General features: G+C 68.1%; 9 protein-coding genes. 8 read left to right on the top strand and 1 reads right to left on the bottom strand.

Annotated elements, in window-relative coordinates:
• Window positions 1-15 precede the first annotated feature (15 nt).
• From JYG37_RS18820 to JYG37_RS18810, 3 genes are all read left to right on the top strand, one after another.
• On the top strand, window positions 16-2,148 hold the full coding sequence (locus JYG37_RS18820) for a TonB-dependent copper receptor (RefSeq protein ID WP_050011306.1): 2,133 nt from the start codon (window positions 16-18) through the stop codon (window positions 2,146-2,148).
• 221 nt (window positions 2,149-2,369) lie between these two features.
• A complete protein-coding gene (locus JYG37_RS18815; RefSeq protein ID WP_050011305.1) occupies window positions 2,370-3,464 on the top strand; it encodes a triacylglycerol lipase in 1,095 nt (364 codons plus the stop codon).
• A gap of 3 nt (window positions 3,465-3,467) precedes the next feature.
• Window positions 3,468-4,502, top strand: coding sequence for a lipase secretion chaperone (locus tag JYG37_RS18810; RefSeq protein ID WP_089489153.1), 1,035 nt, complete (start codon window positions 3,468-3,470; stop codon window positions 4,500-4,502).
• Window positions 4,503-4,532: 30 nt separating this feature from the next.
• Here JYG37_RS18810 and pdxR read toward each other — a convergent pair whose 3' ends face one another.
• On the bottom strand, window positions 4,533-6,056 hold the full coding sequence (gene pdxR / locus JYG37_RS18805; protein ID WP_089489154.1) for a MocR-like pyridoxine biosynthesis transcription factor PdxR: 1,524 nt from the start codon (window positions 6,054-6,056) through the stop codon (window positions 4,533-4,535).
• Between the two features lie 108 nt (window positions 6,057-6,164).
• Between pdxR and JYG37_RS18800 the strand changes: the two genes are divergently transcribed.
• The 5 genes from JYG37_RS18800 to JYG37_RS18780 all read left to right on the top strand — a co-directional run bounded on the left by JYG37_RS18800 (window position 6,165) and on the right by JYG37_RS18780 (window position 12,395).
• Complete coding sequence (locus tag JYG37_RS18800) at window positions 6,165-7,277, top strand: ABC transporter ATP-binding protein (RefSeq protein ID WP_050011302.1); 1,113 nt, start codon at window positions 6,165-6,167, stop codon at window positions 7,275-7,277.
• Between the two features lie 76 nt (window positions 7,278-7,353).
• Window positions 7,354-8,400 (top strand): ABC transporter substrate-binding protein, encoded by a 1,047-nt coding sequence (locus tag JYG37_RS18795; protein WP_050011301.1) that lies wholly within the window; start codon window positions 7,354-7,356, stop codon window positions 8,398-8,400.
• A gap of 111 nt (window positions 8,401-8,511) precedes the next feature.
• Entirely contained in the window at window positions 8,512-9,768 is a 1,257-nt protein-coding gene (locus tag JYG37_RS18790; RefSeq protein ID WP_176015517.1) for an ABC transporter permease, read from the top strand.
• A gap of 37 nt (window positions 9,769-9,805) precedes the next feature.
• Window positions 9,806-10,642 (top strand): ABC transporter permease, encoded by an 837-nt coding sequence (locus JYG37_RS18785; RefSeq protein ID WP_050011405.1) that lies wholly within the window; start codon window positions 9,806-9,808, stop codon window positions 10,640-10,642.
• 334 nt (window positions 10,643-10,976) lie between these two features.
• Entirely contained in the window at window positions 10,977-12,395 is a 1,419-nt protein-coding gene (locus JYG37_RS18780) for an MFS transporter (protein WP_213345709.1), read from the top strand.
• The last annotated feature ends 11 nt before the right edge of the window (window positions 12,396-12,406 follow it).

The following is a 12,406-nucleotide window of genomic DNA, read 5'->3' as shown; positions in this document are numbered from 1 at the left end:
CTCGGGCTTTCGATCATGACCAATTTCCAGTTGCGTGCGCCGCGTGCGCCACGCAATGCCGGTGCGCGGCCTTTACCGCGCATGCTGAAACTCACCGTCCGCGCGCTGGCCGTCGGCGCGCTGACCGCGGGCGCTGCCGCAGCCGACACCGCGCATGCTGCCGGTGCGCCGACGGGCGATGCGGCCATGCTGTTGCCGCCCGTCGAAGTCGTCGCGTCGCCGCTGTCGACGCCGCTCGTCGTCGTCACCGATCCGAAGGCGCCGCGCCAGCCGCTGCCCGCCAGCGACGGCGCCGATTACCTGAAGACGATTCCGGGCTTCACGTCGATCCGCAGCGGCGGCACGAACGGCGACCCCGTGCTGCGCGGGATGTTCGGATCGCGGCTGAACATCCTCGCGAACGGGATGCCGACGCTCGGCGCGTGCCCGAACCGGATGGATGCGCCGACGTCGTACATCGCGCCGGAAAGCTATGACGAGGTCACCGTCGTGAAGGGGCCGCAGACCGTGCTGTACGGTCCGGGCGCGTCGGCCGGCACCGTGCTGTTCGAACGCGTGACGCCGCGTTTCGAGCGCCCCGGCATGCGCTTCGACGGCAGCCTCGTCGGCGGATCGTTCGGCCGCAACGACCAGAACCTCGACCTGACCGCCGGCACGCCGGACGTCTATGGCCGCGTCACCGCGAACCACGCGCATTCGCAGGACTACCAGGACGGCAACGGCCACACCGTGCCGTCGCAGTGGGACAAATGGAACGCCGATGCCGCGCTCGGCTGGACGCCCGACGACCATACGCGTGTCGAGCTGACCGCCGGCACCGGCGACGGCTATGCGCGCTATGCGGGCCGCGGGATGGACGGCGCGCATTTCCGCCGCGAGACGTTCGGGCTGTCGTTCGACAAGCGACATCTCGGCGACGTGCTCGACCGGATCGAGGCGCGCGTGTACTACAACGAAGCCGATCACGTGATGGACAACACCACGTTGCGGCAGCCCGATCCGACGAGCAGCATGCCGATGCGGATGGCCGCAGACGTACGCCGCCGCACGGTCGGCGCGCGTGCGGCCGCGACGTTGCGCTTCGGCGACGACGTCAAGCTCGTCACGGGTGTCGATGCGCAGTCGAACCGGCTCGATTCGCGTTCGTCGATGGGGCGGCAGAACTACCGAAACCAGCCGTGGGATGCGCAGGCGACGATGTGGAACGCGGGCGTGTTCGGCGAACTGACGTGGTATACGAGCGACGTCGCGCGCGTGATCGGCGGCGCGCGCGTCGACTATGCGAGCGCAGGCGACAAGCGCGCGATGACGCCCGGGATGATGACGAGCAAGCCGAATCCGACGTTCGACGACGATCGGATGAAGGTGCTGCCGAGCGGCTTCGTGCGCTACGAGCGCGATCTCGCGTCGCTGCCCGTCACATGGTACGCGGGGATCGGCCACGCAGAGCGTTATCCGGACTACTGGGAATTGTTTTCCGCGACGCGCGGGCCGGCCGGTTCGGTCAACGCGTTCTCGGCGGTGCAGCCGGAGAAAACCACCCAGCTCGACGTCGGCGCGCAATACAAGAGCGACCGCTTCGATGCGTGGGTGTCCGCGTACGCGGGCTACGTCCAGGACTTCATCCTGTTCAACTATGCGGCCGGCATGATGGGCCCGACCACGCAAGCGACCAACGTCAACGCGCAGATCATGGGCGGCGAAGCCGGTGTGTCGTGGCGGCCGGTCGCGCCGCTGCGCATCGAGACGTCGCTCGCGTATGCGTGGGGGCGCAACGTGGCGAGCGGCGATCCGCTGCCGCAGATGCCGCCGCTCGAAGCGCGCATCGGGCTCGAATACACGCGCGGCGCATGGTCGGCGGGCGGCCTGTGGCGCATCGTTGCGCCGCAGCATCGCTATGCGCCGAACGAGGGCAACGTGGTCGGCAAGGACTTCGGCCCGAGCGCCGGATTCGGCGTGTTGTCGCTGCATACGCAGTACAACGTCAGCAAGACCGTGCAGATCTCGGTCGGCGTCGACAACGTGCTGAACAAGGCCTACACCGAGCATTTGAACCTCGCCGGCAATGCCGGTTTCGGCTATCCGGCGAACGCGCCGGTGATGGAGCCGGGGCGTACCGCATGGGTGCGCGTGAGCGCGAAGCTGTAGCGTGCATCGCGCGTGTGCGTCGCAGCATGCGCGTGCCTGGACGCCGCACCGCCCGAACGGGCGGCGCGCGTCAACCGATTAGAGAACCGTATCTAGTCGGGGCGCAAACGTTCGCGAGTCGTGCTTCACTCCCGCATTCGACCCGCGCGGTGCGCGCAATGCGGCGTGCGTGTCGATCCGGTGTCATTCGCACCGGCAGCACAATAATCAGGAGAACATGCATGGCCAGATCGATGCGTTCCAGGGTAATGGCAGGGGCAGTGGCATGCGCGATGAGCGTCGCGCCGTTCGCGGCGTCGACCGCGCTGACGACGCTCGCGACGACGCACACGGCGATGGCGGCAACCGCGCCCGCCGACGACTATGCGACGACGCGCTATCCAATCATTCTCGTGCACGGGCTGACCGGCACCGACAAGTATGCGGGCGTACTCGACTACTGGTACGGCATCCAGGAAGACCTGCAGCAGCATGGCGCGACCGTCTACGTCGCGAACCTGTCGGGCTTCCAGAGCGACGACGGCCCGAACGGGCGCGGCGAACAACTGCTCGCTTACGTGAAGACGGTGCTCGCGGCGACCGGCGCGACCAAGGTCAATCTCGTCGGGCACAGCCAGGGCGGGCTGACGTCGCGCTATGTCGCGGCCGTCGCACCCGATCTCGTCGCGTCGGTGACGACGATCGGCACGCCGCATCGCGGCTCCGAGTTCGCCGACTTCGTGCAGGGCGTGCTCGCATACGATCCGACCGGGTTGTCTTCGACGGTGATCGCCGCGTTCGTCAATGTATTCGGGATCCTGACGAACAGCAGCCACAACACGAACCAGGATGCCCTCGCTGCACTGAAGACGCTGACGACCGCGCAGGCCGCCGCCTACAACCAGAACTATCCGAGCGCGGGCCTCGGCGCGCCAGGGAGCTGCCAGACCGGTGCACCGACCGAAACCGTCGGCGGCAACACGCATCTGCTGTATTCGTGGGCCGGCACGGCGATCCAGCCGACGCTTTCCGTGCTCGGCGCGACGGGCGCGACGGACACGAGCACGATTCCGGTGATCGATCCGGCGAACGCGCTCGATCTGTCGACGCTTGCGCTGTATGGAACCGGCACGGTGATGATCAACCGCGGCTCGGGCCAGAACGACGGGCTCGTATCGAAGTGCAGCGCGCTGTACGGCAAGGTGCTGAGCACGAGCTACAAGTGGAACCACATCGACGAGATCAACCAGTTGCTCGGCGTGCGTGGCGCGTATGCGGAAGATCCGGTCGCGGTGATCCGCACGCATGCGAACCGGTTGAAAATCGCGGGCGTGTGATCGATGGCGGCACGTGAAGGGCGCGCGCCGCTGGCGCGGCGCGCGGCGATCTATGGTGTCGTGGGGCTGGCGGCGATTGCCGGCGTCGCGATGTGGAGCGCGGCGGGATCGCATCGCGGCACGGGCGCCGCGGGTGACGTGCCGGATGCACCCGCGACGAGCCGCGTGACGGCCGCCGCGCCGCAGCCGGCCGTACCGGCGAGTACGGACCTGCCGACGTCGCTCGCCGGTTCCAGCGCGCCGCGCCTGCCGCTCGATGCAGGCGGCCATCTTGCGAAGTCGCGCGCGGTGCGCGATTTCTTCGACTATTGCCTGACCGCGCAGAGCGACCTGAGCGCGGTGGCGCTCGATGCGTTCGTCGTGCGCGAGATCGCCGCGCAGCTCGACGGCACGGTCGCGCAGGCCGAGGCGCTCGACGTGTGGCACCGGTATCGCGCGTATCTCGATGCGCTCGCCAAATTGAGCGATGCCGGCGCGGTCGACAAGTCCGACCTGGGCGCGTTGCAGCTCGCGCTCGACCAGCGCGCGTCGATCGCCTATCGCACGCTCGGCGACTGGAGCCAGCCGTTCTTCGGCGCGGAGCAGTGGCGGCAGCGCTACGACCTCGCACGATTGAAGATCACTCAGGATCGCTCATTGACCGATGCGCAGAAGGCCGAGCGGCTCGCGGCGCTCGAGCAGCAGATGCCGGCCGACGAACGCGCGGCGCAGCAGCGGGTGGACCAACAACGCGCCGCGATCGACCGGATCGCGCAATTGCAGAAGCGCGGCGCGACGCCTGACGCGATGCGCGCGCAACTGACGCAGACGCTCGGCCCCGAGGCCGCCGCGCGCGTTGCGCAGATGCAGCAGGACGACGCGTCGTGGCAGGGCCGTTACGCGGACTATGCGGCGCAGCGTGCGCAGATCGAATCGGCCGGCCTGTCGCCGCAGGATCGCGACGCACAGATTGCCGCGTTGCGGCAGCGTGTGTTCACGAAGCCCGGCGAAGCCGTGCGCGCGGCGTCGCTCGATCGCGGCGCGGGCAGCGCGCATTGACGAACCGCGCGCCGCCGTGTGCGGCAGGCTTCACGCGGCGCGCGTGATGTGCCGCGGCAGATGTTGCTCGATGGTATCGGCGAGCGTGTCGAACGCGGGGCGAATGCCTTCGTGCGCGACGCATGCATAGCCGAGCAGCAAACCCTGCCGCGCGGTGTCGAGGCTGCTGTAGTAGCTGGTGAGCGGGCGCACGATCACGCCCGCGTCGAATGCGCTCTGCGTGACCGCGCGATCGTCGCACGCGTCGGGCAGGCCGAGCACCAGATGCAGGCCGGCCTCGTCGCCCATCACCGGCAGCGCGTCGCCGAAGCGCGCGCGGATCGCGTCGATCATCAGTTGCCGGCGCTCGCCGTACAGCGTGCGCATTCGTCTGACGTGCGAAGTGAGGTGGCCGTCCATGATGAATTCGGCGAGCACGGCCTGCTGCATCAGCTGGCCTTCCCGATACAGCTCCGACAGCCCGGTGCGGAAGGTGTCGACCAGATGCTCGGGCACGACCATGTAGCCCATCCGCAACCCCGGGAACAGCATCTTGCCGAGACTGCCGACGTAGATCACGCGGCCCCCCTCGTCGAGTCCCTGCAGCGACGCGAGCGGGCGGCTGCCGTAACGGAATTCGCTGTCGTAATCGTCCTCGATGATCCAGCAGCGGTGCTGGCGCGCATATTCGAGCAGCATGCGGCGCCGCGCGAGGCTCATCACCATCCCGAGCGGGTACTGGTGCGACGGCGTGACGAGCACGAGCCGCGGCGGATGCTGCATGTCGCTCGCGCGCGGGTCGAGCCCTTCCTGGTCGACCGGCACCGGCGCGAGCGTGAGGCCGGCCGCCTGCAGCACGCTGCGCACGCCCCAGTAGCACGGTTCCTCGACCCACGCGCGATCGCCGATGTCGGACAGCAGCCGCACCGCGAGATCGATCGACTGATGAATACCGGTCGTGATGATCACCTGGTCCGGCGAGCATTTGACCGAGCGTGCGACGCGCAGGTAGTCGGCGAGCGCGCGCCGCAGCGGCCGGTAGCCGCCGCCCGGCGCATAGGTCAGCAGCTCCGGATTGGCTTCCTTCCACAGTCGCGCCTGCAGCCGGCTCCACGTGCGGCTCGGGAATTCCGACACGTCCGGCACGCCCGGCATGAACGCCCCCCACTGGCGCCGCGACACGCCCGCATGCTCGACCAGTTGCCGCCCGCGCATCGACAGGCTGCGCTGCGCGTCGGGCGGCGGCGGTTCGCCAGTGGCCGACGCCGGCGGCGCGGCGCCCGGCACGCGGATCGCGGCGGCGTCCGGCCGCGTGTCGGCCACGTAGGTGCCGCTGCCGGTCGTCGTCAGCACGTAGCCTTCGGCCGTCAGCTGGTCGTATACGTGCAGCACCGTATTGCGCGCGATCGACAGGTCGCCCGCGAGCGTGCGCGAACTCGGCAGCTTTGTGCCGGGCCCCAATTCGCCGGTCAGGATGGCCTGCTGCATCAGTTGCAGCAGTTGCCGGTACATCGGTTCGGGCGAACTGCGGTCCAGACGGGCGGACAGCCAGTCGGCGAGGATCACGGTATCCAAAGTGGTCCTACTAGGAATATTGAAATGGTTCCCTAGTATAGAACCGTGCGGGCCGTATAGTGGGTCCATCTCAAAAACGTTTTGTTGCGCAGCAAGGGGACAGCCACGATGAAGTCCGATGATGTGATCGTCAGCTTTCGCGGCGTGCGGAAGACCTACGACGGCGAGACGCTGGTCGTCAAATCGCTCGACCTCGACATCCACCGGGGGGAATTCCTGACGCTGCTCGGGCCGTCCGGCTCGGGCAAGACGACCTGCCTGATGATGCTGGCCGGCTTCGAATTCCCGACCGGCGGCGAGATCCGCCTCGACGGCGAGCTGCTGAACAGCGTGCCGCCGCACAAGCGCAACATCGGCATGGTGTTCCAGAACTACGCGCTGTTTCCGCATCTGACGGTCGAGCAGAACGTCGCGTATCCGCTGACGGTGCGCAAGCTGCCGGTCGGCGAGCGCGCGGAGCGCGTCGCGCATGCGCTGAAGATGGTGCAGATGGAACGCTTCGCGAAACGCTATCCGGCGCAACTGTCGGGCGGCCAGCAGCAGCGCATCGCGCTGGCCCGCGCGCTCGTGTTCGAGCCGAAGCTGGTGCTGATGGACGAGCCGCTCGGCGCGCTCGACAAGCAGCTGCGCGAACACATGCAGTACGAACTGAAGGCGCTGCATGAAAAGCTCGGCGTGACCTTCGTGTACGTGACGCACGACCAGGGCGAGGCGCTGACGATGTCCGATCGCGTCGCCGTGTTCGACAAGGGCATCGTGCAGCAGCTCGACACCGTCGACCGCCTGTACGAATCGCCGTGCAACGAATTCGTCGCGAACTTCATCGGCGACAGCAACCGGCTGCGCGGCACCATCGCGCGCGTCGACGGCGAATTCTGCGAATTCCGGCTCGACGACGGCACGAAGCTCGTCGGCCGCCATATCGGCGAAGCCGCCGAGGGCGCGCCGGCCGTCGCGTGCATCCGCCCCGAGCGCATGAGCCTCGCCGCACATGGCTCGAACGGCGCAAACGGCGCGAATGGCGCCGCCGCCAATTGCGTGAGCGGCGAGGCGCGCAGCCTCATCTATTTCGGCGATCACGTGCGCATGCGCTGCGCACTGCCCGGCCAGGACGAATGTTTCGTGAAGGTGCCGCTCGGCACCGGCGCGCTCGACGCGTTCTCGCCCGGCGCACCGGTCTCGCTTGCATTCTCGCCCGAACACCTGCGCGTGTTCGCGTGAGCATGGTTTACCCGGTTTTCCGCAGCACGTCGTCAACAACAATGCCCACTTCCACCACGAGAGGAGAGGAACCATCATGAAACGAGCAAGCTTTACCGCGCGCCGTACGGCGCTCGCGCTGGCACTAGTCGCGTTTGGCGCATCGGCCAGCGCTGCCGAACTCACGGTCGTCAACTTCGGCGGCGCGAACGGCGACGCGCAGAAGGCCGCGTTCAACCAGCCGTTCGAGAAGGCGACCGGTAACAAGGTCACGGCCGTCGAGTACAACGGCGAGCAGGCGAAGGTGAAGGCGATGGTCGAGGCGAAGCACGTCAACTGGGACGTGGTCGAAGTCGAATCGGGCGACCTGAACCGCGGCTGCGACGAAGGGCTGTACGAGAAGCTCGACTGGTCGAAGATCGCGAAGAAATCCGACCTGATTCCGGAAGCGCCGCAGGTATGCGGCGTCGGGTTCTTCGTGTGGTCGACCGCGCTGTCGTACAACGCGGACAAGCTGAAGTCTGCGCCGACCGGCTGGGCCGATTTCTGGAACGTGAAGAAATTCCCCGGCAAGCGCGGGATGCGCAAGGGCGCGCGGTACAACCTCGAATTCGCGCTGATGGCCGACGGCGTCGCGACGAAGGACGTCTACAAGGTGCTCGGCACGAAGGCCGGCCAGGATCGCGCGTTCAAGAAGCTCGACGAGCTGAAGCCGTACATCCAGTGGTGGGAAGCGGGCGCGCAGCCGCCGCAGTTCCTCGTCGCCGGCGACGTCGTGATGTCGACCGCGTACAACGGCCGCATCGACGCCGCGCAGAAGGAAGGCAAGAACCTGAAGGTCGTGTGGAACGGCAGCATCTACGACCTCGACTACTGGGCGATTCCGAAGGGCTCGCCGAACAAGGCGCTGGCCGAGCAGTACATCGCGTATTCGCTGACGCCGAAGCCGCAGCAGGCGTATGCGCAGCACATCGCGTACGGCCCGACGAACGTCGCCGCGATCAAGGCGCTCGATGCGAAGACGCTCGCGAACCTGCCGAACTCGCCGGCCAACGGCAAGAATGCGGTACTGGAGGACATCGGCTTCTGGACCGACCACAGCGACGAGCTCGAACAGCGCTTCGCCGCGTGGGCAACGAAGTAAGCGATCAGGCGTCCTCACGGGTGTCGTGATGCAACCGGCCGCGCGACGCGTCGATCGCGTCGCGCGGCATTCCGCCGGAACGTGCCCGGCCGGAGAGAACTCTTGAATACGATGACGATCGCGCCTTCCTCGCCGTCGACCGCCGCGCTCAAGCGCGAGCTGAAGGCCGCCGAGTCCCGCAAGCGCACGATGGCGCTGCTGCTGATCGCGCCGCTCGCGATTTTCCTGCTGCTGATTTTCGTCGTGCCGATCGGCACGCTGCTCACGCGCGCGGTGCAGAACCCGGAGATCGCGACCGCGTTGCCGAACACGGTCGCCGCGCTGTCGGGCTGGGATCGCAAGACGCCGCCGGCGGATGCGGCCTATGTCGCGCTCGCGGCCGACATGACGAAGGTGGCCGACAGCGAAGCGATGGGCGCGCTCGCAAGGCGCCTGAACACCGAGATTCCCGGCTATCGCTCGCTCGTCGCGAAGACGGCGCGCGCGATGCCGCTGAAGGGCGACAATGACGCGGCGCTGACGCCCGCACAGACGCGCGCGAAATTCATCGATCTCGATGCGCGCTGGGGCGACGTCGCGTACTGGCAGTCGATTGCGAAGAACGGCAGCCAGGTGTCGCCGTTCTATCTGCTCGCCGCGCTCGACCACAAGCAGGACGGCTTCGGCCACATCGTGCAGGCCGACCCCGACCAGTCGATCTACGTCGCGATCTTCGGCCGCACGTTCGTGATCGGCGTGGCCGTCACGCTGTTCGCGCTGCTGCTCGGCTATCCGCTCGCGTACTGGATCTCGACGCTGTCGGAACGGCGCGCGAACCTCGTGATGATCCTCGTGCTGATTCCGTTCTGGACGTCGGTACTCGTGCGCGTCGCCGCATGGATCGTGCTGCTGCAGAGCGAAGGGCTGATCAACACGGCGCTGCTCGGCAGCGGGCTGATCTCGCATCCGCTGACGCTGCTGTTCAATCGCGTCGGCGTGTATATCTCGATGACGCACATCCTGCTGCCGTTCATGATCCTGCCGCTCTACAGCGTGATGAAGTCGATTCCGCCGACCTACCAGCGCGCGGCCGTGTCGCTCGGCAGCCATCCGTTCGCCGCGTTCTGGCGCGTGTACGTGCCGCAGACCTATCCGGGCGTCGGCGCGGGCGCGCTGCTCGTGTTCATCCTCGCGATCGGCTACTACATCACGCCCGCGCTGCTCGGCGGGCCGAACGACCAGATGGTCAGCTACTACGTCGCGTACTTCACGAACGTGACGATCAACTGGGGCATGGCGTGTGCGCTCGGCGGGCTGCTGCTCGCGGCGACGCTCGTGCTGTATGCGGTGTACGGGCGCTTCACGCGCACCAACGTGAGCCTCGGCTGAGCGCCGGGCACAGGGAAACGGGAAGGGGATGCCGACCATGAAACTCGCCAGGCCGCTGTTCGCGCCGCACATGTCGTTCGTCGAGCGCGCGTGGTACGTCGCGCTGCGCGTGCTCGTCGTGCTGACGCTGCTGTACCTGATCCTGCCGGTGCTCGCGATCGTGCCGCTGTCGTTCTCGTCGAGCACGTTCCTCGTCTATCCGATCCCGGGTTTCTCGACGCGCTGGTACGAGAACCTGCTCGCATCGGACGAATGGCGGATGGCCGCGAAAAACAGCTTCATCGTCGCGCCGTCGGCGACCGTCGTCGCGACGGTGCTCGGCACGCTCGCGGCCATCGGCCTGACGAAAGCCGACTTCCGCGGCAAGGGGCTGCTGATGGCCGTGCTGCTGTCGCCGATGATCGTGCCGGTCGTCGTGGTCGGTGTCGGCATGTACCTGTTCTTCGCGCCGCTCGGGCTCGCGAATACCTACACGGGGCTGATCGCCGCGCACGCGGCGCTCGGCGTGCCGTTCGTCGTGACGACGGTGGCCGCGACGCTGCAGGGCTTCAACCATAACCTCGTGCGCGCGAGCCTGTCGCTCGGCGCGAACCCGGTTACGACGTTCTTCCGCGTGACGCTGCCGGTGATCGCGCCGGGCGTGATGTCGGGCGCACTGTTCGCGTTCGCGACGTCGTTCGACGAAGTGGTCGTCACGCTGTTTCTCGCGGGCGCCGACCAGACGACGCTGCCGCGCCAGATGTTCACGGGCATCCGCGAGAACATCAGTCCGACGATCGCTGCGCTCGCCACGATCCTGATCATCTTCTCGACGAGCCTGCTGCTCGCGCTCGAATGGCTGCGCGGCCGCAATGCGCGGCGTGCGGTGTCGTGACCTGGTCGACCTGACGTGATGGCGCGACGGCGTCGCCGGCAGCCGCGGCCGGGCCGGCCCCCGGCGCCGCACGACGACGCTGCGCGCGAGCCCGACGGGCCGCCCGGCAGCCGCCGGATCGTCGATCGTTGTGCACTCAACGATGCCGCGCGCCAGGCACGGCATCCCGCAAGCTTTCGTTTCGCTGACTGACGAAGCGGCCGCCTGCACGTTCGATGCGGCTCTGCAACAATACGGATCGCGGCAACGCGCGCGCCGGTCTTGCCGTCCGGTACGCCCGCCGCCGCGCCGCTCAATCCGCGACGCCGTGCGTCGCTCGTCAGCCGAGCCCATCTTGTCCGAAATCGCTTCCCCCGCCGGCGCGCACGAGCCGGCCGTCAACTGGCGTGCGATGTCCGCCGTGCTGCTGGCCGTCGCGCTCGCGACGCTCGACACCGCGATCGCGAACACCGCGCTGCCCGCCATCGCGACCGACCTGCATGCGTCGCCGGCCGCGTCCGTGTGGATCATCAACGCGTACCAGCTCGCGATGGTCGCGACGCTGCTGCCATTCGCGTCGCTCGGCGACATCGTCGGCCACAAGCGCGTGTATGTCGCCGGGCTGGCGGTGTTCACGCTGGCGTCGCTCGGCTGTTCGCTCGCGTCGACACTGCCGATGCTGACGGCCGCGCGCATCGTGCAGGGCTTTGGCGCGAGCGCGATCATGAGCGTCAACGTCGCGCTGATCCGCGGTCTGTTTCCCGCGCACCGGCTCGGGCGCGGCGTCGGCTTCAACGCGCTCGTCGTCGGCGTGTCGTTCGCGGTGGGGCCGACGATCGCGTCGCTGATCCTGTCGGTGGCCGCGTGGCCGTGGCTGTTCGCGGTGAACGTGCCGCTCGGCGCGTTCGCGCTCGCGGTGGCGATTCCGTCGCTGCCGCAGACGGCGCGCGGCAAGCATGTATTCGATCCGGTAGCCGCGCTGTTCAACGTGATCACGTTCGCGTCGCTGATTTTCGCGCTCGGCGAATTCGCGCAGCGCGGGCCGCTCTCCGTCGTGTTCGCCGCGGCCGCGGTGGCATTCGCATTCGGCTGGCTGCTGATCCGCCGCCAGGCCGGGCATCCGGCGCCGATGCTGCCGGTCGACCTGTTTCGCCGGCCCGTGTTCACGCTGTCCGCTCTGACCGCCGTCTGCGCGTTCGCCGCGCAGGGGCTCGCGTTCGTGTCGCTGCCGTTCTATTTCGAAACCGTCCTGCATCGCAGTGCGGTCGAGACGGGATTCCTGATGACGCCGTGGTCGGCGATCGTCGCGCTCGCCGCGCCGATCGCGGGGCGGCTGTCGGACCGTTATCCGCCCGGGCTGCTCGGCGCGATCGGCCTCGCGTTGCTGAGTGCGGGGATGGTGTCGCTTGCCGCGCTGCCGGTGTCGCCGGGCGTCGTCGACATCGGCTGGAGAATGATGCTGTGCGGAGCGGGCTTCGGCTTCTTCCAGTCGCCGAACCTGAAAGCGCTGATGTCGAGCGCGCCGCCCGAACGCAGCGGCGGCGCGAGCGGGATCATCGCGACCGCGCGGCTGATCGGGCAGGCGACGGGTGCGGCGCTGGTTGCGCTGTCGTTCGGGATCGCGGGCCGCCACGGGCCGACGCTTGCGTTGATGCTCGGTGCGGGTTTCGCGGGTGCGGCGAGCGTCGCGAGCGGGCTGCGGCTGTTCGCGCCGTCGCATCGGGCCGGCGCGCCGGTCGTGTCGGAACGCGTGGAGGAGCCGGCGACGGAGTAGCGCGGGGCAGT

Source organism: Burkholderia sp. LAS2 (genome assembly GCF_018417615.1).
Taxonomy (GTDB): domain Bacteria; phylum Pseudomonadota; class Gammaproteobacteria; order Burkholderiales; family Burkholderiaceae; genus Burkholderia; species Burkholderia sola.
The sequence above is the reverse complement of the archived record's forward strand: the minus strand, read 5'-3'. Positions and strand labels throughout refer to the sequence as shown.

Bases quoted from the DNA above. Each gene is read 5' to 3' on its own strand.
- JYG37_RS18795 (WP_050011301.1), top strand. From the start codon at position 7,354: ATGAAACGAGCAAGCTTTACCGCGCGCCGTACGGCGCTCGCGCTGGCA.
- JYG37_RS18785 (WP_050011405.1), top strand. From the start codon at position 9,806: ATGAAACTCGCCAGGCCGCTGTTCGCGCCGCACATGTCGTTCGTCGAG.
- JYG37_RS18815 (WP_050011305.1), top strand. From the start codon at position 2,370: ATGGCCAGATCGATGCGTTCCAGGGTAATGGCAGGGGCAGTGGCATGC.
- JYG37_RS18790 (WP_176015517.1), top strand. From the start codon at position 8,512: ATGACGATCGCGCCTTCCTCGCCGTCGACCGCCGCGCTCAAGCGCGAG.
- JYG37_RS18820 (WP_050011306.1), top strand. From the start codon at position 16: ATGACCAATTTCCAGTTGCGTGCGCCGCGTGCGCCACGCAATGCCGGT.
- JYG37_RS18810 (WP_089489153.1), top strand. From the start codon at position 3,468: ATGGCGGCACGTGAAGGGCGCGCGCCGCTGGCGCGGCGCGCGGCGATC.
- JYG37_RS18800 (WP_050011302.1), top strand. From the start codon at position 6,165: ATGAAGTCCGATGATGTGATCGTCAGCTTTCGCGGCGTGCGGAAGACC.